At 59.5% G+C, this 25,556-nt stretch carries 27 protein-coding genes and 1 tRNA gene; 18 read left to right on the top strand and 10 right to left on the bottom strand.

Going from position 1 to position 25,556, the window contains the following annotated elements; genetic code table 11:
* The first annotated feature begins 24 nt into the window (after positions 1-24).
* Positions 25-915 carry a methyltransferase domain-containing protein gene (locus GF108_RS06340; RefSeq protein WP_153667255.1) on the top strand — a complete coding sequence of 297 codons (891 nt, stop codon included), beginning with the start codon at positions 25-27 and terminating at the stop codon, positions 913-915.
* Between the two features lie 3 nt (positions 916-918).
* Here GF108_RS06340 and GF108_RS06335 read toward each other — a convergent pair whose 3' ends face one another.
* The 5 genes from GF108_RS06335 to GF108_RS06315 form a co-directional block, all read right to left on the bottom strand.
* On the bottom strand, positions 919-1,263 hold the full coding sequence (locus tag GF108_RS06335) for a hypothetical protein (RefSeq protein WP_348271821.1): 345 nt from the start codon (positions 1,261-1,263) through the stop codon (positions 919-921).
* Positions 1,264-1,343: 80 nt separating this feature from the next.
* Complete coding sequence (locus tag GF108_RS06330) at positions 1,344-1,760, bottom strand: (deoxy)nucleoside triphosphate pyrophosphohydrolase (protein WP_153667254.1); 417 nt, start codon at positions 1,758-1,760, stop codon at positions 1,344-1,346.
* On the bottom strand, positions 1,753-2,508 hold the full coding sequence (locus GF108_RS06325) for a GNAT family N-acetyltransferase (RefSeq protein WP_153667253.1): 756 nt from the start codon (positions 2,506-2,508) through the stop codon (positions 1,753-1,755). The genes GF108_RS06330 and GF108_RS06325 overlap by 8 nt, the downstream gene beginning before the upstream one ends.
* A gap of 27 nt (positions 2,509-2,535) precedes the next feature.
* Complete coding sequence (argJ, locus tag GF108_RS06320; protein ID WP_153667252.1) at positions 2,536-3,777, bottom strand: bifunctional glutamate N-acetyltransferase/amino-acid acetyltransferase ArgJ; 1,242 nt, start codon at positions 3,775-3,777, stop codon at positions 2,536-2,538.
* 77 nt (positions 3,778-3,854) lie between these two features.
* The gene (locus GF108_RS06315; RefSeq protein ID WP_153667251.1) at positions 3,855-4,778 is read right to left on the bottom strand and encodes a peptidylprolyl isomerase; all 924 of its coding nucleotides are present in this window, start codon (positions 4,776-4,778) and stop codon (positions 3,855-3,857) included.
* Between the two features lie 266 nt (positions 4,779-5,044).
* Here GF108_RS06315 and secA point away from each other — a divergent pair, with 266 nt between their 5' ends.
* The 3 genes from secA (at position 5,045) to bspF (ending at position 10,628) form a co-directional block, all read left to right on the top strand.
* Positions 5,045-7,771 carry a preprotein translocase subunit SecA gene (gene secA, locus GF108_RS06310; RefSeq protein WP_153667250.1) on the top strand — a complete coding sequence of 909 codons (2,727 nt, stop codon included), beginning with the start codon at positions 5,045-5,047 and terminating at the stop codon, positions 7,769-7,771.
* 149 nt (positions 7,772-7,920) lie between these two features.
* Positions 7,921-9,342, top strand: coding sequence for a lipopolysaccharide biosynthesis protein (locus GF108_RS06305; RefSeq protein ID WP_153667249.1), 1,422 nt, complete (start codon positions 7,921-7,923; stop codon positions 9,340-9,342).
* Complete coding sequence (gene bspF, locus GF108_RS06300) at positions 9,342-10,628, top strand: type IV secretion system effector crotonyl transferase BspF (protein ID WP_153667248.1); 1,287 nt, start codon at positions 9,342-9,344, stop codon at positions 10,626-10,628. The genes GF108_RS06305 and bspF overlap by 1 nt, the downstream gene beginning before the upstream one ends.
* 3 nt (positions 10,629-10,631) lie before the next feature.
* On the opposite strand, the gene GF108_RS06295 is transcribed toward bspF, so the two are convergent.
* Positions 10,632-11,309, bottom strand: coding sequence for a DJ-1/PfpI family protein (locus GF108_RS06295; RefSeq protein WP_153667247.1), 678 nt, complete (start codon positions 11,307-11,309; stop codon positions 10,632-10,634).
* Between the two features lie 74 nt (positions 11,310-11,383).
* Here GF108_RS06295 and GF108_RS06290 point away from each other — a divergent pair, with 74 nt between their 5' ends.
* The 3 genes from GF108_RS06290 (at position 11,384) to GF108_RS06280 (ending at position 14,150) form a co-directional block, all read left to right on the top strand.
* Entirely contained in the window at positions 11,384-12,340 is a 957-nt protein-coding gene (locus tag GF108_RS06290) for a GlxA family transcriptional regulator (RefSeq protein ID WP_153667246.1), read from the top strand.
* Between the two features lie 84 nt (positions 12,341-12,424).
* A complete protein-coding gene (locus GF108_RS06285; RefSeq protein WP_153667245.1) occupies positions 12,425-13,237 on the top strand; it encodes a transporter in 813 nt (270 codons plus the stop codon).
* 115 nt (positions 13,238-13,352) lie between these two features.
* Complete coding sequence (locus GF108_RS06280) at positions 13,353-14,150, top strand: transporter (RefSeq protein WP_153667244.1); 798 nt, start codon at positions 13,353-13,355, stop codon at positions 14,148-14,150.
* Between the two features lie 269 nt (positions 14,151-14,419).
* Here the strand turns inward: GF108_RS06280 and GF108_RS06275 are convergent.
* Positions 14,420-14,504: transfer RNA gene (locus GF108_RS06275), tRNA-Leu, on the bottom strand.
* A gap of 245 nt (positions 14,505-14,749) precedes the next feature.
* On the opposite strand from GF108_RS06275, the gene GF108_RS06270 reads away from it, so the two are divergent.
* Both GF108_RS06270 and GF108_RS06265 read left to right on the top strand, forming a co-directional pair.
* A complete protein-coding gene (locus GF108_RS06270; protein ID WP_091948414.1) occupies positions 14,750-15,340 on the top strand; it encodes a YqaA family protein in 591 nt (196 codons plus the stop codon).
* A 21-nt stretch (positions 15,341-15,361) separates the two neighbouring features.
* Positions 15,362-15,880, top strand: a complete 519-nt coding sequence (locus GF108_RS06265; RefSeq protein ID WP_370462084.1) for a disulfide bond formation protein B — start codon at positions 15,362-15,364, stop codon at positions 15,878-15,880.
* A gap of 102 nt (positions 15,881-15,982) precedes the next feature.
* Here the strand turns inward: GF108_RS06265 and GF108_RS06260 are convergent, their stop codons facing one another.
* Positions 15,983-16,540 carry an HNH endonuclease gene (locus GF108_RS06260; protein WP_153667242.1) on the bottom strand — a complete coding sequence of 186 codons (558 nt, stop codon included), beginning with the start codon at positions 16,538-16,540 and terminating at the stop codon, positions 15,983-15,985.
* Between the two features lie 108 nt (positions 16,541-16,648).
* Positions 16,649-17,293, bottom strand: a complete 645-nt coding sequence (locus GF108_RS06255; protein WP_153667241.1) for a DNA-3-methyladenine glycosylase — start codon at positions 17,291-17,293, stop codon at positions 16,649-16,651.
* Between the two features lie 76 nt (positions 17,294-17,369).
* Here GF108_RS06255 and gluQRS point away from each other — a divergent pair, with 76 nt between their 5' ends.
* A complete protein-coding gene (gluQRS, locus tag GF108_RS06250) occupies positions 17,370-18,233 on the top strand; it encodes a tRNA glutamyl-Q(34) synthetase GluQRS (RefSeq protein ID WP_153667240.1) in 864 nt (287 codons plus the stop codon).
* 64 nt (positions 18,234-18,297) lie between these two features.
* Positions 18,298-19,182: a DMT family transporter gene (locus GF108_RS06245; RefSeq protein ID WP_153667239.1), complete on the top strand. Its 885-nt coding sequence runs from the start codon at positions 18,298-18,300 to the stop codon at positions 19,180-19,182.
* On the opposite strand, the gene GF108_RS06240 is transcribed toward GF108_RS06245, so the two are convergent.
* Positions 19,149-20,003 carry a YihY/virulence factor BrkB family protein gene (locus GF108_RS06240; protein ID WP_153667238.1) on the bottom strand — a complete coding sequence of 285 codons (855 nt, stop codon included), beginning with the start codon at positions 20,001-20,003 and terminating at the stop codon, positions 19,149-19,151. The genes GF108_RS06245 and GF108_RS06240 overlap by 34 nt on opposite strands.
* Before the next feature lie 106 nt (positions 20,004-20,109).
* Here GF108_RS06240 and GF108_RS06235 point away from each other — a divergent pair, with 106 nt between their 5' ends.
* The 7 genes from GF108_RS06235 (at position 20,110) to GF108_RS06205 (ending at position 25,441) form a co-directional block, all read left to right on the top strand.
* Positions 20,110-20,943 (top strand): SDR family oxidoreductase, encoded by an 834-nt coding sequence (locus GF108_RS06235; RefSeq protein ID WP_153667237.1) that lies wholly within the window; start codon positions 20,110-20,112, stop codon positions 20,941-20,943.
* Between the two features lie 43 nt (positions 20,944-20,986).
* Entirely contained in the window at positions 20,987-21,184 is a 198-nt protein-coding gene (locus GF108_RS06230; protein WP_027231357.1) for a twin transmembrane helix small protein, read from the top strand.
* A gap of 9 nt (positions 21,185-21,193) precedes the next feature.
* Positions 21,194-21,772, top strand: a complete 579-nt coding sequence (locus GF108_RS06225; RefSeq protein ID WP_153667236.1) for a cob(I)yrinic acid a,c-diamide adenosyltransferase — start codon at positions 21,194-21,196, stop codon at positions 21,770-21,772.
* A gap of 23 nt (positions 21,773-21,795) precedes the next feature.
* Positions 21,796-22,557: a rhomboid family intramembrane serine protease gene (locus tag GF108_RS06220; protein ID WP_153667235.1), complete on the top strand. Its 762-nt coding sequence runs from the start codon at positions 21,796-21,798 to the stop codon at positions 22,555-22,557.
* Positions 22,558-22,761: 204 nt separating this feature from the next.
* On the top strand, positions 22,762-23,511 hold the full coding sequence (locus GF108_RS06215) for an electron transfer flavoprotein subunit beta/FixA family protein (RefSeq protein ID WP_091921275.1): 750 nt from the start codon (positions 22,762-22,764) through the stop codon (positions 23,509-23,511).
* A gap of 21 nt (positions 23,512-23,532) precedes the next feature.
* Positions 23,533-24,462: an electron transfer flavoprotein subunit alpha/FixB family protein gene (locus GF108_RS06210; protein WP_153667234.1), complete on the top strand. Its 930-nt coding sequence runs from the start codon at positions 23,533-23,535 to the stop codon at positions 24,460-24,462.
* 97 nt (positions 24,463-24,559) lie between these two features.
* Positions 24,560-25,441, top strand: coding sequence for a 3-hydroxybutyryl-CoA dehydrogenase (locus GF108_RS06205; protein ID WP_027231353.1), 882 nt, complete (start codon positions 24,560-24,562; stop codon positions 25,439-25,441).
* Positions 25,442-25,556 lie beyond the last annotated feature (115 nt).

The raw sequence follows: 25,556 nt of genomic DNA, 5'->3' as shown, positions 1-25,556 counted from the left end.
ATACATTTATCAGAGAAATTCGGAATGGAACGGCATCAGGTTTTCGATCGGGCATTGTTGCTGAAACGGCGCCTGCGAGCGGCACGCCAGCACGGCAGTTCCGCCGATTTTCTGCTTGGGCGGGCAGCCGATGATCTCGAAGAACGTCTTTCGGCTGTCGAGCGCCGCTTCGATGTGGCGGTCGATCTCGCTGGCCATAATGGCCTCGGGGCGCAGGCGCTGCTGCGCTCGGGCAAGGTCGAGAGCATCTTGCGCGTTGAACATGATGCAAGCTTTCTTGATCGGTCGTTTCCCGGGGTTGTCGCCGACGAGGAGGCATTGCCGCTCAAGGCGGGGTCCATAGACCTGATCATATCCCTGCTTTCGCTGCACCAGACCAACGATACGCCCGGCACGCTGCTGCAAATAAGGCGGGCCCTCAAACCCGACGGCCTCTTCCTTGGTGCCATGGCGGGTGAGAACACGCTTGGCGAACTGCGCGAATGCCTGCTCGCGGCCGAGAGTGAAATTTATGGCGGCGCATCCCCGCGCGTCGCGCCGTTTGCGGATGTGCGCGATGTCGGTGCACTGCTGCAGCGGGCCGGCTTCACCCTGCCGGTCACCGATATCGAAACCTACACGGTCCGGTACGACACGGGGTTTCACCTGATGCGCGATTTGCGGGCCATGGGCATGCAGAACGTCCTCCTCGGGCGCTCGCGCAAGCCGGTGTCGCGGCGCTTCTTCGCGCGCGTGGCGGAAATCTACGCGGAACGCTTCAGTGACCCGGACGGGCGCATAAGGGCGACGTTCTCGTTCATCTGGATGTCCGGGTGGGCCGCACATGAGTCGCAGCAAAAGCCGCTGAAACCAGGCTCGGCCAAGGCCAAGCTCGCGGATTTTCTCACCAGCGTCGAAAACCTCGAGAAGAAATAGCGATCAGCAGTCGCCGCTTTGCGAACCGTCGCTTTTTATAATGCAAACCGCATTTGGCGATCGCTGCAATACGCTGCGGTGAATCGTATAGGTCTTCGTCGATGGATCCTCTTTCCGGATCGAGCCGGTTGCCATCTCATCAAGAGACCGTCCGGCGGAATAATCGACGACGGATTGCGACCCGCGATCGGCCAGCGGCGCTATGATCAGCGCCAGTGCAATGGCGGCCGAACCGAATAGCAAAGTGATGCGCAGCAGCCCGGTACCCGCATTCATAAGCGTACCTGACAGCCGCGGTTCATCCTCGCGATAGTCTTCCTTGCGCGCCATGCCCCACCTGAACTTCATTGCCCCAATTCGGCTAAAAGTCGCTCAATCAGGTGAAGGATTCATTAACACTTGGAAGACTTGGCAATTTACAGTTGTGTTCAAAGGAGATCGATCAAAAACGGGATCAACGGTATGTCGGCAGGCGGCATCGGGTAGTCGCGCATGTCTTTTGCCCTTACCCATTTCAGCGCCTGCCCTTCCATGGGACGAGGAATACCCTCATAGCGGCGGCAGATGAACAGCGGCATCAAGAGGTGAAAAGTCTCATAAGTATGGCTCGCGAAGGTAAGCGGCGCGAGGCAAGCTGGCTTGACGGTGATGCCAAGCTCTTCATGCAATTCGCGAATAAGGCTCTCTTCGGGCGTTTCACCCGGATCGACCTTGCCGCCGGGGAATTCCCAGAGTCCCGCGAGCGATTTACCTTCAGGGCGCTGGGTCAGCAGCACGCGCCCGTCGGCGTCAACAAGGGCGCAGGCCGTAACGAGAAGGATCGGATGCGACACGCGCTCACTCATGATCGGGCGCCTGCCTGTAGACGTAACGATACGCTTCCTTGAAACCCAATTGTTCGTAGAGTCCGATCGCGGCGGTATTTTCGACCTCGACCTGCAGCCATGCCTTTTTTGCCCCGTGCTGTTCGGCCCACTTCAATGCCGAGCGCACGATCGCGCGCCCCAGCCCGGCGCGCCGGCGCTCGGCTGCGGTGCTGATGTTGAACAGGCCAACGAGAGCTCCGTCCTGAACGCCGATCGCGGTTGCGACCGGCTCGGCGTTCTCCTCGATGACAAAAAGTCCCTTTGAAGGTTTGATCCCGCTGATCACTTCGAAAAGGCCGGGCTTCACTGAAGGATCTTCTCCCTGGACCTTGATCGAGGCATCGATGAACCTGCCGATGTCCTTGAGCGGTATTTGATCGATGGCGTCGCCGACATCGACATGCGCGAGGTCGGCAACCATGACCATCGATTCATCGAAGCGCGCCCAACCGATATTTTCAAGATATGTATCGAGTTCCTGTGGCGCCAGCGGCGAAAGCCGGAATGTTGGCGGCCTGCCATAGGCGCGAAAGCGCTGCGCTGCGCGCGCGACACGATTTTCCATATCGGCAATATCACCGGGATCGAGCGGATTGACCGAATTCAGCCGTTTCGAAGGATGACTCGCGGTAATGCGAATGGCCCAGCTTCCATCGTAATGAACCGAGGAGGCTGGCCAAGCCCTGAATCCAACCGCCTCAATCTGTCTGATCTTCGCCAGTTGCATTCGCTATCCTTGTATGAGCAAGCCCGCCTAGCTGCGATAATCGCCGTTGATGGCGACATATTCCTTCGTCAGGTCGCAGGTCCAAACAGTTGCCTTGCCCTTGCCGAGACCGATATCGACTCGGATTTTGACATCCTCATTCTTCATGTAATCAGAGGTTGCGTCTTCAGAATAGTCCGGATCGCGTTCACCGTCGCGGGCAACGCGAATGTCGCCGAACCAGATGGCAAGGCGGTCGCGGTCGGCCGGTTCGCCTGCCTTGCCAACGGCCATGACGATACGGCCCCAATTGGCGTCCTCGCCTGCGGCAGCGGTCTTGACGAGAGGCGAATTGGCGATCGATAGAGCAATGCGCTTGGCCGAACCGTCGGACTTTGCGCCGGTCACGTTGATCTCAAGCATCTTGCGTGCCCCCTCGCCGTCGCGAACGACCTGCAGGGCGAGGTTTTTTAGGATCCGGTCGAGCGCCTTCTTGAAATCTTTCAGCCGCTTGTCTTTGACCTTGGTGACAAGCTCGGCACCGCGTTCGGCTGCCGAGCCCGTTGCGAACAACAGAAGCGTATCGGAAGTGGATGTATCGCTGTCGACGGTGACGGAATTGAAGCTCTTGCCTACGGACTTCGACAGGAGCTTCTGCAGTACATCCGACTCGATCGGGGCATCGGTCGCCACGAACGACAGCATGGTCGCCATGTCAGGCGCGATCATCCCGGCGCCCTTGGCGATGCCGTTGATGGTGACCGGTACGCCGCCAAGCAGGACCGTCTCCGTCGCGACCTTGGGGAATGTATCGGTCGTCATGATTGCGCTTGCGGCTTCCTGCCAGAAGCCGGGCACAGCCTTCTTCGTCATATCAGCAAGGAGATGGCTGAACTTGCCGGCGTCCAGAGGCTCGCCGATGACGCCGGTGGAAGCGAGAAACACTTCCCCGGTTTTGCAGCCCACTGCCTTTGCTGCCGCTGCCGCGGTGAGTTTAGCCGATTCGCGGCCTTTCTTGCCGGTAAAGGCGTTGGCATTGCCCGAATTGACGACCACTGCACGCGCTTTCCCGCCTTCGAGGCTGTCGCGGCAGAAATCGACCGCAGCGGAGGGACATTTAGACCTGGTGAAAACGCCGGCGACCGCTGCCGGTTTGTCAAAGACGATCATAAGGACGTCGGTACGGCCCTTGTACTTTATTCCGGCCTCGGCAGTGGCGATCCTGACGCCATGGATATCCGGCATGGCAGGATAGTGTTTCGGTGCCAGCGGCGAGACAGACGTAGACATTGGGCGACCTCGAAAAGCGCTTTTGACAAGGTGGGAGGACGTTGGGACCCGGCGCATGAACGCCGGGCCCCGATAAATTACTGTTGTTGCTGCGCTTCCATGGCGGCCTTCATGGCCTTTTCGGTTTCAGGATCGCCATATTCGATCTTCAAGTCGCCGCGGTCCTTCTTTACGAGGTCAAGGTAACGCTCGCGAATGAGGATCGACTTTACCTGCTCCTTGACCTGGTCGAATGCCGGCGGCTGCTGCACGCGCTTGTCTTCGAGCTTGATCACGTGGAAGCCGAACTGGGTCTGCACCGGCACCTTGGTATACTTGCCGATTTCGAGCTCGTTGGCTGCCTTTTCGAATTCCGGCACCATCTGGCCCGGCCCGAAATAGCCGAGATCGCCACCCTGGGCTGCCGAACCATCGGTCGACTTGGCCTTGGCAACGTCCTCGAACGATGCGCCGCCATCGAGTTCCTTGATGATGGCTTCGGCTTCTTCCTTGGTCTTCACCAGAATGTGGCGCGCGCGCACCTCATTCTGCGGCGGCATGGCAGCTATTTCCTTGTCGTAGCGAGCGCGGATGTCGGCATCGGTGATCTTGTCGACGACCTGCTGCTTGAAATAGTCGTTGTGAAGCGCGCGATCCTTGAGGAATTCAAGGCGTGCCTGGAATTCCGGTGTCTCGTCGAGCTTCTCGGACTCCGCCTTTGCCGCCAGCGACTTGATGTCGATAATTGCGGCAAGAGCGGCCAAACGCCGCTGCTCCTCCGGAAGGCGCGAAAACTGCGGATCAAGATCGGCGGCGATCTGGTCTACGTCCTTCACGGTAACTTTCTCACCGTTGACGGTTGCAAGAACCTTGTTCGGATCGACTTTCGCGGGCTCTGCCTGGGTCGCATCGGGCTTCGGAGCTTCTGTTTTTCCTGCGTCCTGAGCCATGGCCAGAGTGGAAACACCGGTCAAAAGCAAAGCAGCAGTCATCAATGAAAGGGTTTTACGTATATGCGTCATGGTCAATTTCTCCTCGGAAGGACCGGTACGTGCTAGGAATGCGGCAGAATTTTGCTATGGCGAAGCGATCAATCGCTTGCTGCTTCAACATTGACATAATTCGGGACCCCTCTTATCTGTCCATCGGCTTTGCGTCCAGATAGCTTGGCAACCATACGCTTATAGATTTGGCTTGGTGTCCGTATTGTAACAGGCATGCTTCATGCGGGCGGCGGGCGCCATTAAATGCCGGGTTTCCTGGCAAAACGGATTAGAGAGGACCAGGGATGGTCAGTTTCGGCGGCCTTGCCCGCAAGATTTTCGGCTCCTCGAACGAGCGCCGTGTCAGAGGCTTCAAACCTCGCGTTGAAGAAATCAATGCGCTTGAAGCGGAAATGTCATCACTTACCGACGAACAACTGAAGGCGAAGACCGCGGAATTCCGCGCGAAGCTCGCCGAAGGCACCAAGCTCGACGACCTGCTGGTACCGGCATTCGCGGTTGCACGCGAGGCGGCCAAGCGCGTCCTCGGCATGCGCCCCTTCGACGTGCAGTTGATTGGCGGCATGGTGCTGCACTATGGCGGCATTGCGGAAATGCGTACGGGTGAAGGTAAGACGCTGGTGGCGACGCTGCCTGTCTATCTGAACGCACTCGAAGGCAAGGGCGTTCACGTCGTGACTGTGAACGACTACCTTGCAACGCGTGACGCGCACTGGATGGGCCAGGTCTACAACTTCCTCGGCCTGACCTACGGCATCATCGTTCATGGTCTCGACGACGAGGAACGCGCAGCGGCCTACAATTCCGATATCACCTACGCCACGAACAACGAACTCGGCTTCGACTATCTGCGCGATAACATGAAGTATGAGCGCGCGCAGATGGTGCAGCGGCCCCACAACTACGCCATCGTCGACGAAGTGGATTCCATCCTCGTCGATGAGGCGCGCACGCCGCTCATCATTTCCGGTCCGCTCGACGACCGCTCCGACTTCTACAATCTGATCGACACGTTCATCCTGCCGCTGAAGCCGGAAGACTACGAAGTCGACGAAAAGCAGAAGACCGCGATCTTCACCGAAGAAGGCACCGAGAAGCTCGAAAATCTGCTGCGCGATGCCGGCCACCTCAAGGGCGAAGGCCTTTACGACATCGAGAACGTTGCGGTGGTGCACCACGTCAACAATGCCTTGCGCGCCCACAAGCTGTTCCAGAAAGACAAGGACTACATCGTCCGCGGCGACGAAATCGTCATCATTGACGAATTCACCGGCCGCATGATGCCGGGCCGCCGTTTCTCGGAAGGCCTGCACCAGGCACTCGAAGCCAAGGAACATGTGACGATCCAGCCCGAAAACCAGACGCTGGCATCGATCACCTTCCAGAACTACTTCCGCATGTACAAGAAGCTCGCCGGCATGACCGGTACCGCTTCGACGGAAGCCGAAGAGTTTGCCAATATTTATGGCCTCGAAGTCACCGAAATTCCGACCAATCTTCCCGTCCAGCGCAAGGATGAAGACGACGAGGTCTACCGGACCGTCGAGGAGAAATACAAGGCCATCATTCGTGACATCCGCGAAGCGACAGGCAAGGGCCAGCCGGTCCTCGTCGGAACCACGTCGATCGAGAAGTCGGAACTGCTTGCCGAACGCCTGCGCAAGGAAGGCTTCAAGGACTTCCAGGTCCTGAACGCCCGTTACCATGAGCAGGAAGCTTTCATCGTCGCGCAGGCGGGTGTACCGGGTGCGCTGACCATCGCCACGAACATGGCCGGTCGCGGTACTGATATCCAGCTCGGCGGCAACCTCGACATGCGGATCAAGGCCGAACTGGACGACATGCCGTCCGGCGACGAGCGCACTTCCAAGGAGGCCGCAATCCGCGCCGATATTGCGCGGCTGAAGGAAAAGGCGCTTGCCGCCGGCGGTCTCTACGTTCTTGCCACCGAGCGCCATGAAAGCCGCCGCATCGACAACCAACTGCGTGGCCGTTCCGGCCGTCAGGGCGACCCCGGTCGCTCGAAGTTCTTCCTGTCGCTGCAGGACGACCTCATGCGCATTTTCGGTTCCGAGCGCATGGACGGCATGCTGCAGAAGCTCGGCCTCAAGGAGGACGAGGCCATCGTCCATCCCTGGATCAACAAGGCGCTCGAAAAGGCGCAGAAGAAGGTCGAGGCGCGCAACTTCGACATCCGCAAGAACCTTCTCAAATACGACGACGTGATGAACGATCAGCGCAAGGTGATCTTCGAACAGCGCATCGAATTGATGGATGGCACCGATCTCAGCCAGACCACCAGGGAAATGCGCGAGGACGTCATCGACGATCTTCTCGCCCGTCATGCGCCGGAAGGCGCGTATGCCGAGCAGTGGAACATCAAGCAGCTCGATGAGGACGTCCGCAACATCCTCAATCTCGACCTGCCCGTCACCGAATGGGCGCTCGAGGACGGCATTACGCCGGACGACATTCGCGAGCGCCTGACCGAGGCGGTCGAAAAGGCAGCGGCGGATCGCGCCGAGCGATTCGGCCCGGAGATCATGGCCTATGTCGAGAAGTCGGTAATCCTCCAGTCGCTCGATGCGCTTTGGCGCGAGCATCTGGTCAATCTCGACCATTTGCGTTCGGTCGTCGGCTTCCGCGGTTATGCGCAACGCGATCCGCTCAACGAGTACAAGACCGAAGGCTTCGAGCTCTTCCAGACGATGCTCGTCAACCTGCGCCAGAACGTGACCTCGCAATTGATGCGTGTCGAACTCGTGCGAGAAGCCGCAGCCGCCCCTGAACCGGCGCTCCCGGTCATGGAAGGCCATCACATCGACGGCTTCACCGGCGAAGATGATTTTGGCGAAGGCAGCGTCCTCGCGGTGCAGGAGGATCTTCGGGTGGTAGACCCCGCCGACCGCGATCCGAACAATCCGAAGACCTGGGGCAAGGTGGGCCGCAACGAGGCCTGCCCTTGCGGTTCCGGTAAGAAGTACAAGCATTGCCACGGCGCCTTCGTCTGAAGTCGCCCGATCAATGACTTATGAAAAGGGCCGCGCTCACCACGCGGCCTTTTTTCTCCTGTGAGCGCACACCTTCGGGGCGTTGACATTCCGAACCGTTTCTAAACGTTTACGGACTAATACCCAGGGTTGAACAAGTGGAGCGGCCTTTGCGAATTTCTGCGGTACGAACTGCAGACCTTCTATTGCCAAAACGACTGTCGGAGCAGCTTAATCCGTGGCTTTTACGCCTCGACCAGCTGTTCGACGGATCGAACCAGCATGCCGTTGCGCAGCGCGTCTCGCTTATCGCTTTTTCCGTTCGCATTTTCAGCGCCATGATCGCGCTGATTTCGCAGGTGATCTTCGCGCGCTGGATGGGCCAGTTCGAATACGGCATCTTCGTGCTCGTCTGGGTGACGGTGGTCATCCTTGGAAACCTTTCCTGCCTCGGCTTCCAGACCACCGTCATCCGCTTTGTCCCGGAATATCTAGAGCGCGGCCAGCTGAACCATCTGCGCGGCATTCTCTTCACCAGCAAGACGTTTGCCGTCGGCCTTACCACCCTGGTTGCGCTTATAGGCGCGGCCGGCGTCTATATCTTCCGAGACAGGCTCGAATCCTACTACGTCGCGCCGTTCATCGCGGGCTTTATCTGCCTGCCGATGATTGCACTTGGCGATACGCTCGACGGCACGGCGCGCTCGCGCTCGTGGGCGCTTGTCGCCCTCACGCCGACCTATATCGTCCGCCCCATCCTCACCCTCATCGTCATGAGCATCGGCCATGTGACGGGTTTTGCCCCGACCGCGATGACCGCCATCATCTCGGCGATCATCGCCACCTATGCGACGAGCCTGTTCCAGTTCCTGGTTGTCCGGCACCGGTTCAAGTCGGTGGTCCAACCCGGCCCAAGGACCATCGAGTTCGGCCACTGGTTTGCGGTATCCCTGCCGATTTTCCTCGTCGAAGGCTTCTTCTTCCTGCTGACCAATGCAGATGTCCTGATGGTCGGCCGCTTCCTCGATCCCGAGAAAGTCGCCACCTACTTCGCCACCATGAAACTTCTGGCGCTCGTGCATTTCGTCTATTTTTCAGTAAAGGCCGGGGCGGCGCAACGCTATTCCGAGCTGATGCAGAGCCACAACCAGGCGGAGCTCGGGCAATTCGCCCGCGATACGGCGCGCTGGACTTTCTGGCCGTCCCTCGCCATGGCGATGCTGCTGCTCATTGCCGGCAAGCCGCTTCTCTACCTTTTCGGCGCGCAGTTCACCGATGGTTATCCGTTGCTTTTTATCATGGTGATCGGAGTCGTTGCCCGTGCATCGGTGGGCCCGGCGGAGAGCCTTCTCAATATGGCCGGCAGGCAGAATATCTGCGCGACGGTCTATGCAGTGACGCTTGTCGTCAATATCTGTCTCAGCATGCTCTTGATCCCGATCTACGGCCTGGCGGGCGCCGCCTGCGCCACTGCATTCTCAATGGTGTTTGAAGCGGCGACCCTGTCACTGACCGTCTATTATCGCCTGGGCATAACAATGTTTGTTTTTGCCGGCAGGTCTGAGGCCAAGCCCGCCAAGGAAGAGATCTGATGGCAGCCACACTCCTTCTCGAAGAATTGGCCGCAGGCCCGTCCGCACAGATCATTGCGCAGCTCTCCGGCTTCGACAGTCCGGCGGATGCGGCAAAGCAGATCGAGGAATCGCTAGGCAATCGAGGCGTGCCGCGCAAGCTCTCGGTCTATTCGGCGTCCGCAGGCTTCGAACTTCTCGAAGAACTCGACTACCTGACTTACCGCACCGTCGAGCCGAATATCTTCTTCAATCCGCGCTTCCTTGCCCCGGCCATGCCTCGCCTTGACGACAGGCAGGTGCGCCTGATGGTCGTTCGCGATGAAAACGACGCCAAGAGCCGGCTGCGCTTCGTCATGCCCTATACGATCGAAAGGCCTGGCTTTGCCCTTTCGGCCTCGATCATCCGCGGCTGGGCGACATCGTTCGGCCCGCAGGGAACGCCATTGATCGACCGCGATGACCCGATCGGCGTGCTCAATGATTTCTTCGACATGATCGGCCGCAAGCATTTGAAGCTGCCGCAGATCCTGGTCTTGCCCGACATGCTGCTCAACAGGCCGGTTGCGCAGTTGATCCGCTCGGTTGCCATGGACCGCGACCTTACGATCGAAACCGTCAACCAGGTCGAGCGCCCCTTCATCGAAAGCAAGCTCGACGGCGACGATTATCTGCGCGAAGCCATCGGCAACCGCCACGCCAAGGAGTATCGGCGCCAGTGGCGCCGCCTTGCAGAAAAGGGCAAGCTGACTTACACCGTCAGCCGCAGCGAAGAAGACATTCGCCTGAAGCTCGAAGAGTTCCTGGCCCTTGAAGCCAGCGGCTGGAAAGGCCAGCGGGGCTCGGCGATGGCTGTCGATCGTTTCCGCGCCGCCTTTGCCCGGGAAGCTGTCAACAACCTCGCAGGACGCGATCTGGCGCGCATCCACGCGCTTGAACTCGACGGCAAGACCATCGCCGTTCTCGTCGTTTTTGTCGAAGCCGGTGAAGCCTGGACCTGGAAAACCGCATACGATGAAAGTCTTGGCGCCTATTCGCCAGGGGTGCTCCTGATGATCGAGATGCTGAAGAACCACCTTGATGATCCGAACATCGACCGGACCGACTCTTGCGCCATCCCTGACCACCCCGTCGCCTCCCGCCTCTTCCGCGAGCGCGAATTGATCGGGACGCTGGTGATCGGCCTGACGCCCGGAGCTGACCGCGCCGCCCGCCAGGCGGCGTCGCAACTCCACCTCTACCGACGCACCCAGAACCTCGCCCGCGCCCTGCGCGAGCGGATACGTGATTTCACCCGGCGGAAGTAATTCTTAGTTACGCTTCTCCCACTCGGCGATAATCGCCTCGCGCGCGGCAATCGACGGAGCAATGCGCTCCCTAGCCAAGGCCAGGAGCTGCGGCGAAGCCTGCCGGGGTGTGCCTGAGGAAAATGGCGGATGCGGATCATATTCGAGCGAAAGCTGGACGCGTTCGGCCTCCTGCTGCCCCATGAGTTCTGCAACGACCGCCAACCCGAAATCGATCCCTGCGGTCACTCCTCCGGCGGTGATGAGATTTCCGTCCTTGACGATGCGGGCTTCGACATGGGTCGCGCCGAAACGCGCAAGATAATCGACTGCATTCCAATGCGTTGTCGCCCGCTTCCCCTTTAGCAGTCCTGCAGCGCCGAGGACGAGTGCCCCGGTACAGACCGAGGTCACGTAGCGCGCGCCTGCAGCTTGTTCGCGCACAAATTGCAGCACGTCTTCATCCAGAAGCAATGCGTTGACGCCGGCCCCGCCCGGTATGCAGATCACATCGAGCTGCGGGCAATCGGCGAGCGTATGTGTCGGCGTCAGCATGAGGCCAGTTGCCGAGCGAACCGGGGCAAGATCCTTCCAGACGAGGTGCATCTGCGCACCCGTGGCCGAGGCGAACATTTCATATGGACCCGTGAGATCGAGTTGCTGGACATTTGGAAAAACAAGAAAGCCAAAGCGAAAAGACATGGGCGAACTCCTTATTGACTTTTGGCAGTTTACGACATCAGACTTTGGCAAGTTTGCCAAAGGCCCCACATTTCATGCCAAACGCGCGCAATATCGAAATATTGGCGTTTGCCGACGCCCAGGTGCTGGACATATCTGGTCCGCTCCAGGTGTTTTCGAGCGCAAACGACTTCGCCGCCGCCCGCAGCGGCCCGGCGCCCTACAGGCTGACAATCGTCGGAAAGTCGCCACAAATACGCACAAGCTCAGGGTTGGTGCTGGCGGCCGAGCCCTTACCCGAACATAGCCGCGACCTTGACACATTGGTGATCCCCGGCGGCTGGGGCGTCAACGCCGCTTGCGAAGACCCCGCGCTTGTTGAATGGGTCGGACAGAGTTCCGCGCAAGCGCGCCGCACGGTTTCCGTGTGCAGCGGCGCCTTTCTCCTCGCCACGACAGGCGTTCTCAATGGCCGGCGAGCCGTCACCCATTGGCAGCGTTGCGCCGAATTTTCGCAACGCTTTCCTGACGTCAGGCTCGAACCCGATCCGATTTTCATCAGGGACGGAGCCATCTGGACATCCGCTGGGGTAACGGCCGGAATAGACCTCGCCCTCGCGCTCGTCGAGGCTGATCTGGGACGTGAGGCAGCACTCGCCGTTGCCCGCCAACTGGTGGTGTTTTTCAAGCGCCCGGGTGGTCAGTCGCAATTTAGCGCGACACTTGCCCTGCAGGAGAGCGCCACGCGCTTCGACCGCCTGCACGCCTGGATCCTCGAAAATTTGCGCTCGGACCTTTCGCTCATCCGGCTGGCGGAGCAAGCCAACATGAGTGCCCGCAGCTTTTGTCGCCACTACCTGAGCGAGACCGGACTGACGCCGGCACGCGGGGTCGAACAAATCAGGTTCGAAACGGCGCGTCGCATGCTGGAGCAAGGCAACTCCGTCGGGCGTGTGGCCGCACATTGCGGCTTTGGCTCGGACGAGACAATGCGACGCTGCTTCCTGCGCTATGTCGGCATCACGCCACAAGCCTATCGGGAACGTTTTTGAACCTTATTGGCAAATCCATTGGCCTTGCCTAATGTAACCTCTGACATGTATTTCTAGTAACGTATTGCGTTTGGGGGTTGTGATATGAAACCTGTATTTGCGCATGGCCTGATCCTCCCGCTCCTTCTGACAACAACAGTGTTGGGCGCACAGGCGCAGGAATCGACCGCCGATCTCGCCAAGAAACTCTCCAATCCGGTGGCCGCGATGATCAGCGTGCCGTTTCAGGCCAATTACGACGGCGGCTACGGACCTGAAGACGGCAGCAAATATACGATCAACATCCAGCCGGTCATTCCTTTCACGCTCAACGAGGATTGGAACGTAATTTCGCGCACCATCCTGCCTGTTGTCTGGCAGGACGACATTGCCGGGCCTTCTGGCCATCAATTCGGCCTTGGCGACACGACGCAGAGCTTCTTCTTTTCACCAAAGAAGCCGGGCCTAGGCGGCGTTATCTGGGGCGTTGGACCAGCCTTCCTGCTGCCGACGGCGACCGATGATCTCCTCGGCGGGGAGAAATGGGGCGCGGGTCCGACCGGGGTCGTGCTCAAGCAGGAGGGCCCCTGGACCTTCGGCGCGCTCGCCAACCACATCTGGTCATTCGCCGGCGATGACGACCGCAGCGACGTTAACGCGACTTTCCTGCAACCCTTCCTGTCCTATACGACCCCCGATGCCTGGACATTCGGCATCAACACCGAGTCGACCTACAATTGGGATGAAGACCAGTGGTCCGTACCGATCAACCTGACGGTCGCCAAGCTGGTCAAGTTCGACAAGCAGCCGGTAAGCTTCACGGCCGGCGTGCGCTATTGGGCCGAGAGCCCGGAGAATGGCCCCGATGGCTGGGGCGCACGCTTTGTCGTCACTTTCCTGTTTCCAAAGGGGAAATAGACAGGCTGGAAGATCTCGGTGGTCCGCTGACAGGGACCGCCGTCGATGACGGTTGCACTCATTGCATGCATGCAAAATTGATTTGAAAGATATTATTTTAGCTGGAGATGTTTGGATGACGTCAATATTTCCGAAATATTGGATTTATCTATTCTTGTTCGCGGCATCCACCGCTCATGCCGAGGAATCAACCGCGGAGCTCGCCAGGAAGCTCTCTAATCCGGTTTCCTCCTTGATCAGCGTCCCGTTCGAAGCCGATTACGATCGCGGCTATGGCCCTGGCGACGGCGGCAAATATACGGTCAATATCCAACCGGTGATCCCGTTCACCCTCAACGATGACTGGACTGTCATCTCGCGCTCCATTCTTCCTGTTACCTGGCAGGACGATGTTGCATATCATTCCGGTCAGCAATTCGGCCTCGGTGACACGACCCAGAGCTTCTTTATCTCGCCGCGGCCAACGGATGACGGCATTATCTGGGGTGCGGGCCCGATGTTCCTTCTGCCCACGGCAACGGACGACCTTCTCGGCGGTCAAAAATGGGGTGCCGGCCCAACAGTCGTTGTGCTGAAACAGTCGCAGTCCTGGACTTACGGCCTGCTTGCCAACCATCTCTGGTCATTTGCCGGCGACAGGGACCGGACCGATATCAGCACGAGCTTTGTCCAGCCGTTCATCGACTATACGACCAAGGATGCATGGACATTTGAACTTGGCTCGGAGTCGAACTATGATTGGCAGAGCAGCGAGTGGTCCATCCCGATCAACTTCGATGTCTCCAAACTGGTGAAGATCGGCGACCAGCCGGTGAGCATCGGCGGCGGGGTCCGTTACTGGGCCGCCAGCCCGAAAGATGGGCCTGATGGTTGGGGTGCACGCTTTGTGGTCACGTTCCTGTTCACAAAGTAAGGCCACATAAATTGCGGGAGACCTGAGACATGATCCGTTTGACGATGCTCCTTGCACTCACACTAATCGGCCTTTCGGGTTGCACCTCCAGCGGCAATGTAAGCCCCCTCAGATTTTGCGACAGGCCGACGGACATCAATGCCCGGGTCTTCACCAATTGCACGCCGAGAGTAGACGACAGGGTATGACCTGTCGCATGGCTGGTGCTCTCGGTCGGACATGCCAGAACCGGTGATGCACGCAATTTCCAGATTGTTCGGGTGGTGCATTGGTGCCCCCTGCCGGAATCGAACCAGCACTCCTCTCGGAACCTGATTTTGAGTCAGGCGCGTCTACCAATTCCGCCAAGGGGGCCGCAAAAGCGTCGGGTGCGGCCAACCGCACCGTCAAAGCCAAATACATGCTGGAGCGGCCCGCGGTCAACACCATTCCGCCAATTACTCGCGATAACGCACTCGTGTGTTGCCGGTCGCGCAGGCCACAAGTAGAGGCGAAGCAGCCTGGCTGGCAAAAATCGACTGCAGCGATTCCATTTGGACGAAGTTTGCTCTAAGGATCACCGACTTTCTCGAACAACTTCCCCGGACAGGAACCGCCATATGCTTCGCAAACTCTATGATTGGACGATGTCGCTCGCCGCGCGCAAATCCGCGGAAGTCTGGCTCGCCATCATCGCATTCGTGGAGAGTTCCGTCTTCCTCGTCCCAGCCGACGTGCTCTATCTTCCCATGGCGCTGGCACGGCCGGAACGCGCCTATCGTTATGCGCTCGTGGCGACGGTCGCCTCGGTGCTCGGCGGCATTGCCGGCTGGCTTCTCGGCTATTACGCCTATGAGACGCTGGCAAAACCCATTCTCGAAATGTACGGCAAGCTCGATGCTTTCGAGGCGCTGCGCGGCTCGACCAGCGCAGACGCAATCCTCTTGCTGCTCATCACCTCCGGACTTGCGCATCTGCCCCCGATCAAGGTGGTGACGATCCTCTCCGGCGCTGCCGCAATCAACATCTGGGTATTCATCGCCTCGGCAATTCTTGCACGCGGGGCGCGGTTCTTCTTCCTCGCCTGGCTCCTGCGCCGCTATGGCGAACCGATCCGCCATTTCATCGAAAAGCGGCTCGGCCTCATCGCCGGTGCAGCCGCTGCGGTACTGATTTTGCTCTACGCCGTATTCCACTATTATCATCTATAGTTCGAGGACGCTTCGCGCATCATGACAATGGCAATGGCACCCGCGATGAGTTTGACGCATTTCCGGACCGCGCTGTTCCTTCTCGTCGCAATGATTGTGACGGTCGGGTCGGCGCTGGCCTTCCAGTATGTGGGCGGCTACCTGCCCTGCAAGCTCTGCCTCGAGCAGCGCTATCCCTACTATGCCGGCATTCCGCTCATGGCGCTTGCCGTCGTCGCCTCTCTCCTGCGCTGGCCGTCAGGCCTGACACGGCTGCTGATCGCATTAGGCGGCATCCTCATGTTGGTCGGCCTCGGCCTTGCAATCTTCCATGCGGGCGTCGAGTGGAAGTTCTGGGCGGGACCGACGGATTGCACCGCGGTCGCAATGTCCATCACCACCGATGCCGGCAATCTCCTGAGTGACCTCAATGCAGTGCATCCACCGGCATGCGACACCGCGGCGCTGCGCGTGCTCGGCCTGTCATTTGCCGGCTGGAACGCAATTGCCAGCCTCATTCTGGTTGTCGTGGCGTTTCGTGGAGCGATGAGGCGGGGTTAAGCGCCTGGCAATTTGCTGAGCATTTAGGTCACCCCGGCAGCGAAGAGGGGCTCAGCAAAAAATAGCATAGCGCGCGGCGCAGGTGCCGACTGCCGGAACCCTTCAAGGCTCCAGTTCGACATCCCAGTAGAGATAATCCATCCAGCTGTCGTGCAGATGGTTTGGCGGGAACAGCCGTCCATTGTTGTGAAGGTCGTGCACTGTCGGCTGGAACGGCCTCTGCCGCGGCCACATTTTGGCGCGGTCTGGCATCAGCCCGCCCTTGCGAAGATTGCACGGCGAACAGGCGGCGACGACATTTTCCCAGATCGTCTCGCCGCCCGCGCAACGCGGGATCACATGGTCGAAGGTCAGGTCTTCTTCCGAACCGCAATACTGGCACTCGAACCGGTCGCGCAGGAAGACGTTGAACCGGGTGAAGGCAGGGTTGCGCGATGGCTTGATGTAGGTCTTGAGCGAAACGACGCTGGGAAGCCGCATGGCGAAAGAAGGCGAGGACACCTCGTGCTCATACTCGGCGACGATGTTCACACGGTCGAGAAACACCGCCTTGATCGCGTCCTGCCATGACCAGAGCGACAAGGGATAGTAACTGAGCGGACGATAGTCCGCATTGAGCACCAGTGCCGGCAACCCGTCCGGCGAGACGGCTATTGTCAAGGAATCAACTCCAATCCAACCATCAGGCCCTATTATTGTAAGCTGGACGTGACAAGAATGTGAAGCGAATTGCTCGCTTATGCAGCGAAAAACGCCGCTATATCAAATTCATGCGATTGGTGTGCCGTCGCGGCCACGCGTCGCGGCATAATAGGCCCAGAAAAGCCGGGCCGCTACCCCGCGCCAGGGCGACCATCTTTCGGCAAAACGCTGCAGCGCCTTGGAATCGGGCCGGGCTGATTCGCTGTAGGCGTGGGCATAGGCATGCTGCAGGGCAACGTCGCCGGACGGGAACACATCCGCATGCCCGGCCGAGAACAGGAGGTAGACCTCCGCCGTCCACGGCCCCACGCCCTTGATGCGCGTCATCAGTGCCATGGCCTCCTCGATCGGCCGCTCGCAAAGATCGAGAAGGTCGAGATCCCCGGCAATGATCGCCTCGCTGATCCGCGCGAGGGTTTCCTGCTTGGCGCGTGAAAGCCCGGCTGCGCGCCACGCCTGCTCGCCTGCCGCAAGGTAGTTTTGCGGCGTCAGCGGGTCGATGAGCCCTATGAGCCGCGACCATATCGATGCGGCGCTCGCCTTGGAAACCTGTTGCGAAACGATGACCGAAGCAAGGCTAGCAAAGCCGGGCTCGGAGCGTCGCAGCGGCAACGGCCCTGCCCGTTCCGCAACTGCCGCGAGCTCGGGGTGAGCCTTGAGCAATGCGGTCAGGCCTTCGGCCACGTCATCGAGCGTATCTATCCTGCGCATGTCGTCACTTTGAATCGTCGGGAAAACACAGTATCAACCCGCGCATATGGTCACGCAAGGACACCAGTTCACGCTCATGACAGTTCCTGTCTTTCGCTTTGCGCCTAGCCCCAATGGATACTTGCATCTCGGCCATGCCTATTCGGCACTTCTCAACCAGAAGATGACGCGCGAAAGCGGGGGGCGCCTGCTCCTGCGCGTGGAAGATATCGACCGCGAGCGCTGCTCGCCGGAACTCGAAGCGGCCATGATCGAGGATCTGCGCTGGCTTGGCATCACCTTCGAGGAGCCAGTTCGCCGCCAGTCGGAGCAATTCCCGGTCTACGCGCAAGCACTGCAGCGGTTGACCGATATGGGTCTCGTCTATCCGGCGTTTCTCAGCCGCGGCGAGGTCAGGCGGATTGCCGAAACGACTGAAGGCGGCATCCGGCATTGGCCGCGCGATCCCGACGGCGCATTGCTCTATCCGCCCAATGACCGGAAGCTTTCGCAGGACAAACGAACCCGGCGCATCGAAGACGGCTCGCCCTATGCGCTGCGCCTTGACATGGAGCGGGCGGTGGCGACGATTCCGGCTCCGCTAAGCTGGCACGAACAAGGTGCTGGCGACAGCAGTGTCGAAGCGCGTCCGCAGGATTGGGGCGATGTCATTATTGCCCGCAAGGATGTGCCGACGAGCTACCATCTGTCGGTCGTCATCGATGATGCCGCGCAGGGGGTAACCGATGTCGTGCGCGGCAGGGATCTTTTCCACAGCACCAGCGTCCATCGGCTACTGCAACAGTTGCTCGAGATCGAGCCGCCGGTCTACCACCATCACACGCTGACTGTTGACCGTGACGGCGAGAAACTGTCGAAAAGCCGCAAGGACACGTCTTTGCGGGAATTGCGCCAAGCGGGAGTGACGCGTCAGCAGATTTTCGCCATGGTCGGCCTCTGACCTTTCGCTACGCATCGTTCGGGTATAAACAGCCCTGCTATCCTCGTTCCGCCGGTCTCCCGACATGCCCGTACGTCTTTTCCCCGCACTCTTCGTTCTGCTCTGGGCCACAGGCTTCATTGGCGCGCGCTATGCGATGCCCTATATGGAGCCGTTCCTGTTCTTGACGCTCCGTTTTCTTATTGCTGGGACGATCCTCGGCGTCTGGGTCGCGCTCACGGGCAATGCATGGCCGGGCAGACGCGGGGCGATGCATGCAATCATTGCCGGTTGTCTCATCCACGGCGTCTATCTCGGCGCCGTGTTCTGGGCGATCCACCAGGGCCTGCCCGCCGGCATGTCGGCTCTGGTCGTCGGACTGCAGCCATTGATTACCGCGCTGATTGCCGGTGTTGCCCTTGGCGAGACTATCCAGCCCCGCCATTGGGCCGGTCTGGCTGTCGGCTTCGCCGGCGTCGCCATGGTGCTCTGGCCGAAGCTTTCGATTTCAGCGGACGGGATCACGCCCGCCACTGTTACCGCGTCGATCGTCTCGGTTATCGCTATCAGCGCCGGCACGGTATGGCAAAAGCGCTTCGTCGGCGCTATCGACCTGAAGGCAGGGACGGCTCTGCAATATTTCGGCGCCGCGGTGCTGATGGGGTTGCTGTCCCTGGTCCTTGAAACGCATCAAGTCACTTGGGCCGCCCCGCTTGCCTTTGCGATGTTCTGGCTGGTCTTCGTGCTTTCGATCGGTGCCGTGCTGCTTCTCATGATCCTCATCAAGCAAGGCGCCGTTTCCAAGGTCGCTTCGCTGTTCTATCTCGTACCGGGCGTTACCGCGCTCATGGCCTATGTATTGTTCGGCGAAACGCTGACGCATTTCCAGCTCATCGGCATGGCGATTGCCACGCTCGGAGTGGCGCTGTCGACGGGTCAGAGACGTTCTGCTGCCTTGCCTTCGCGGTAGCGGATGATCGCGGCATTGACCTCAGCGCCGATGATGAAAATCGCGGCGATGATATAGAGGAAGACGATAGCGACCATGATCGAGGCTAGACCCGCATAGGTCGTCACATAGGAGGCGAAGGTCTCGAGATAGCTTGCGAAAATGGTCGCGCCAACGGTCCATGCGATCAGGGTGATGAGAATGCCCGGCAGGATATCGACAAACCGCCTCTGCCCCGCTGGCAGCCAGAGGTGCACGACGAGGAGGCCGACGACCAGCACCGCCGTAGCAATGACATAGCGCCAGAAGACAATCGTGCCCGATACGAGGACGAGTTCCGGTACCCAGCGTGTTGCAATGCGCAGAGCGAGCGGTGCAAGGACGAGCAGGAAACTGATTGCCATGATGCCGATTGTCGCGACCATGACGAAGCCGAGACTTTGCAGCCGGCAGAAAATGATCGAACGCGTGTCGATAACGCGGTAGGCGCGGTTGAGGGCAACGCGCAGCGCTTCGATGCCGTTGGAGGCGAAATAGGCCGCCGCGATGACGCTGACCGTAAGTAGTCCGCCGCGCTGCACGTTGAGGACGTTGCGGACCTCCTGCGCGATCGGTCTTGCGATGACGTCGGGCCAAGTATCGAAGATGACGTGCACGGCCGTATCGGTGAAGGCGCTAGCGCCCAGAAAGCTCGCAAGCGACGTCGCAAAAATGAGGAACGGGAACAACGCCAGGATGCCGGAAAGGGCGACATGGCTGGCAAGCGCCCAACCGTCGTCGGTCAGGAAATGTCCCAGCGCATCGGCGACCACACGCCGGAGAAACCCAAACACTTTACGCATCGGCGATGATTGCCCCCTGTGAAGCCCAAGATTGCAAGGCGCGGTCGAATATGTGAAGTCTTTTCTTGTCTTGGATCAAACGAACAATTTGAAAACATTCAGCAACATGGCCGATTCCAGAACGATTCTCCTTACCGGATGTTCCAGCGGCATCGGCGCGCATTGCGCAAGGGCGCTGAAGGCCGACGGGTGGACTGTGTTCGCCACCGCGAGGCAACCGGCCGATATCGAAGCCCTCGATGAAGCCGGCCTCACCGGCCTCTACCTCGACTACCGGGAACCGCAATCGATCGCCGCCACTGTCGATGCGGTGTTTTCCCGCACGGGCGGAAAGCTCGACGCCCTGTTCAACAACGGCGCCTATTCGCTGCCCGGCGCGGTCGAGGACTTGCCCATTGCCGCCTTGCGCGAACAGTTCGACGCCAATTTCTTCGGCTGGCACGAATTGACGCAAATGGTGGTTCCCGCCATGCGCCGACAGGGACACGGACGGATCGTCCATTGCTCCTCCATCCTCGGTTTGTTGCCGATGAAGTGGCGCGGCGCCTATGCCGCCTCGAAGTTTGCCGTCGAGGGCCTGATGCTCGTGCAGCGCATGGAGCTTGCGGGATCCGGCATCGAGGTGTCCCTCATCGAGCCGGGGCCTATTGCAACACGGTTTCCTTTGAATGCGCTCAAGCAATTCGAGACGCATATCGATGTGGAAAAATCGGTGCATCGCGATGACTACCGCAAACTCGTAAGCCGGCTTGGCGGTGGCGGAACCAAATCCCGCTTCAAGCTTGGTCCGGACGCAGTTTATGCGGTGCTCAAGGACGCCTTGGAAAATCCACGCCCGAGGCCGCATTATATCGTCACTCGCCCGGCAAAAATTAGCGCATTCGCAAGCAGATTTCTCAGCGCACGTGCGCTATACGCCATGCTTGCACGCCAATCATAATGAGATCAGCCTATAGTCTGGCCGGTCTGAAAGGAAATGCATCATGGATATCATCTTCAAGTTTCTGGCGGTCGTTGCCATTGCGGCAGTCACGATCGTTCTTCTCATCGGACTGCGCAACATGATGAAGGGAGGCGATGCCAACTTCTCCAACAAGATGATGCAACTGCGTATCTTCCTGCAGTTGATCGCCATCATCCTCATCGTCGGCGCACTCTATTTCCATCGCGCAGCAGGCTAGGTTTCATCAATGGTCAAGCTCAACAAGATCTACACGCGCACGGGCGACGACGGCAGCACGGGTCTTGGCAGTGGTGAGCGGCGCTTGAAGCATGACCTTCGCGTGGAAGCCTACGGCACCGTCGACGAAGCGAATTCCTGCATCGGGCTTGCGCGCATCCACACGGGCACCTTTCCGGAGCTTGATGCAATGCTCGCACGCCTCCAGAACGACCTGTTCGATCTCGGCGCAGACCTTTCAACGCCCGACACCGGCGAGACACTTGCCTACGAGCCGCTGCGTATCATCGACAGTCAGGTCCAGCGCGTCGAGGCGGACATAGACGCGCTCAACGCCAACCTTGCGCCCCTGCGCTCCTTTGTGCTTCCCGGCGGATCGCCGGCATCGGCGGCACTTCACCTGGCGCGCACCGTGGCCCGGCGCGCCGAGCGCCACATGGTTGCGCTGTCGCAGAAGCCGGACGAAATCGTGACACCGGCGGCGCTCAAATACATCAACCGCGTTTCCGACTTTCTCTTCCTGGCCGCACGGGTCGTCAATGACAATGGCGCGAAGGACGTGCTATGGGTCCCCGGGCATAATCGCTGAGTGCGGAGGGGATAGAGGCGCCGATGTTCATTCCACTGCATGACGCCAACAGCCTCAAATATATCAAGGTCCAATATGTCACGCTGACCCTGATCGGCATCAATGTCCTGGTTTTCGCGGTGATGAGCGTTGCCGGCGACGTATCGCAGGCCGCCGCGATCGGCCTCGGCTACATCCCCGCCGTCATCCACCACCTGGTCAACCTCCCGGCGAATTACGATTTCGTGCCGCCGGATGCGACCTACATCACATATGCCTTCCTGCACGCCGATATCTTCCACCTCGGTGGCAACATGCTGTTCCTCTGGGTGTTCGGCGACAATGTCGAGGACGCCCTTGGACATGTGAAGTTCCTGATCTTCTATCTCCTTTGTGCGGCGGCGGGTGCGTTTCTGCACGGCGTCATTCTGCCTGCTTCGGAAATGCCGCTCATCGGCGCATCGGGGGCAATCGCCGGCATCGTTGCGGCCTATCTGCTGCTCCACCCGCGTGTCCGCGTATGGGTATTGGCCTTCGGGCGAATCCCATTGCGCATCCCTGCTATCTACCCGCTCGCGCTGTGGGTGGCGACGCAATTTCTCATGTTGGGGTTCGGCGGCGCTGAACAGGTTTCCTGGCCGGCCCATGTCGGTGGCATCATTGCGGGTGCGCTTCTGATCGTCATCATGAAGCGCCGCGGCGTGCCGCTTTTCGACAGGGCGATCGTGTCTCCAAAGGCAGTCATAACCGAAAAGGCGCCCGAGCAGGCAACCTCAAATGTGCCGCCGGTCCGGTGGGGGCGTTAGCACCCGAGACATGAGATTTATTCAATCGTTTGAACTTAAAAATCGCCCGCCGCACCGATTGACCTTTACTTCCCTCATATTTACGGTCCGGCGCAATTCCGGCACCTGACGTGTCGTTTTTTTCACCTCAATGTCGGCATCCGGCAAGCGGGTACTGTATTGAGGCAGTTAAATCTGCCTTTCTTTTTTGAAGAGGGAGTCCCCATGAAAGTCCTCGTACCGGTAAAGCGGGTAGTCGATTACAACGTGAAGATCAGGGTGAAGGGCGACGGCTCGGGCGTTGAGCTTGCCAACGTCAAAATGTCGATGAACCCGTTCGACGAAATCGCGGTCGAGGAAGCGTTGCGGCTGAAGGAAGCCGGCAAGGTCGAGGAAATCGTCGTTGTCTCCATCGGCCCGGCGCAGGCGCAGGAGACAATCCGCACCGCGCTCGCCATGGGCGCCGATCGCGGCATCCTCGTCAAAGTGGACGACATTGTCGAGCCGCTTGCCGTTGCCAAGATCCTGAAGGGTGTCGTCGAGGCCGAACAGCCGAAGCTCGTCATCCTCGGCAAGCAGGCCATCGATGATGATGCCAACCAGACCGGCCAGATGCTTTCCGCGCTGCTCGGCTGGAGCCAGGGAACCTTCGCCTCCAAGCTTGAACTCGGCAGCGACGACGCCAAGGTGACCCGCGAAGTCGATGGCGGCCTCCAGACCATCGAGATCAAGCTGCCGGCGATCGTGACCACGGACCTGCGCCTGAACCAGCCGCGCTATGCCTCGCTCCCGAACATCATGAAGGCGAAGAAGAAGCCGCTCGACGAGAAGTCGGCCGCCGACTACGGCGTCGACACCAAGCCCCGCCTCAAGGTCATCAAGACCGAGGAACCGGGCGGTCGCAAGGCCGGCGTCAAAGTCAAGGACGTCGCTGAACTCGTCTCCAGGCTGAAGAACGAAGCCGGCGTTCTCTAGGATTTAGGAAAGGAACATAAAATGGCTATTCTTCTGTTTGCCGAACACGACAACGAGACCCTTTCCGACCAGACCGCCAAGGCGTTGACGGCCGCCCTCGCCATCGGCCCCGACGTGCATGTGCTCGTCGCCGGCAAAGGCGCCAAGGGCGTTGCCGAGCAGGCGTCAAAGCTTGGCGGTGTCAAGAAGGTTCTTCTCGCCGACAGCGACGACCTTGCCAACCGCCTTGCCGAGGCAAGCGCCGCGCTTATCGTTTCGCTTGCCGGCAACTACGACACGATCATTGCCGCTGCCACCACCAACGGCAAGAACATCCTGCCGCGCGTTGCAGCCCTCCTTGATGTCATGCAGGTCTCCGACATCATCGAAGTCGTATCGCCCGACACCTTCAAGCGTCCGATCTATGCCGGCAACGCCATCCAGACCGTGCAGGCCACCGATGCCACGAAGGTCATCACCGTGCGCACCGCAACGTTTGCAGCCGCCGGTGAAGGTGGTTCGGCACCGGTCGAAAGCGTCAACGCCGCTGCTGATCCCGGCCTGTCGAAATTCATCGAAGCCAAGCTTTCGGGCGGCGACCGTCCGGAACTGACCTCGGCGAAGATCATCATCTCGGGTGGCCGCGCGCTCGGCTCCAACGAGAAGTTCAAGGAAGTGATCCTGCCTGTTGCCGACAAGCTCGGCGCAGCGGTGGGTGCATCGCGCGCGGCCGTCGATGCCGGCTACGCCCCCAACGACTGGCAGGTCGGCCAGACCGGCAAGGTCGTCGCTCCTGACCTCTATATCGCCGTTGGCATTTCCGGTGCGATCCAGCACCTTGCCGGCATGAAGGATTCGAAGGTCATCGTCGCCATCAACAAGGACGAAGAAGCCCCGATCTTCCAGGTGGCGGATTACGGCCTCGTCGGCGACCTCTTCACCATCCTGCCGGAACTCGAAAAAGCGCTTTGAGATCCTTCAAAATTTGAAATGAAATTATCTGGCCGGGGTAGACGATACTACCCCGGCCATTTAGTTTGTATGGTACATATAACAATCGGATGGAAACATGGCTGGCACGATCAAGACTGTAGGCATTATTGGCGCAGGGCAAATGGGTTCGGGCATTGCCCAGGTTTGCGCAGTCGCCGGTTACAATGTTTTGATCCATGACCAGTCTGCCGAACAGATCGAGAAGGGCATCGCCACGGTCAACGGCAACATGGCTCGCTCGGTTTCCCATGGCAAACTCGAGGAATCCGCCCGCGTCAAGGCGCTGTCGCATATTCGCCCTGCCCTGAGCATGGAGGATCTGGCCGGCGTCGATCTCGCCATTGAAGCGGCGACCGAAGACGAAACGGTCAAGCGCAAGATTTTTGCCCAGCTTTGCCCCAATCTCAATCCGGAAGCGATCCTCGCCACCAATACATCGTCGATTTCGATCACCCGACTTGCCGCAACCACGGACCGGCCCGAGCGCTTCATTGGCATTCATTTCATGAATCCGGTGCCGGTGATGAAGCTCGTCGAACTCATTCGTGGGATCGCCACCGAAAACGTGACCTTCGAGACGGCGCGGGAATTCGTCGCCAGCCTCGACAAGACGATTACAGTCGCCGAAGACTTTCCCGCCTTTATCGTCAATCGCATTCTGCTGCCGATGATCAACGAGGCGATCTATGTACTTTATGAGGGCGTCGGTTCGGTAGAGGCGATCGACACGGCGATGAAGCTCGGCGCCAACCATCCAATGGGCCCGCTGCAACTTGCCGATTTCATCGGTCTCGACACCTGCCTGTCGATCATGCAGGTCCTCTATGACGGCCTCGCAGATTCGAAGTACCGCCCCTGCCCGCTCCTCGTCAAATATGTCGAAGCCGGCTGGCTCGGCCGCAAGGCGGGACGCGGCTTTTACGACTATCGCGGCGAACACCCCGTGCCGACACGCTGATCGTCCGCCAGCCGCCTGCCGCAAAAGTATATTTCGATCAAACCCTTGCATTGGTCTCCGCCTCTTCCCAACTGAGGCAGAATTGCAGCACCGGGCCCCTCTGGCGGGAGTTACC

Origin of the sequence: Phyllobacterium sp. SYP-B3895 (assembly GCF_009647635.1) — a bacterium.
GTDB classification, from domain to species: Bacteria; Pseudomonadota; Alphaproteobacteria; order Rhizobiales; family Rhizobiaceae; genus Phyllobacterium; species Phyllobacterium pellucidum.
This window is presented reverse-complemented; position numbering and strand designations above follow the sequence as displayed.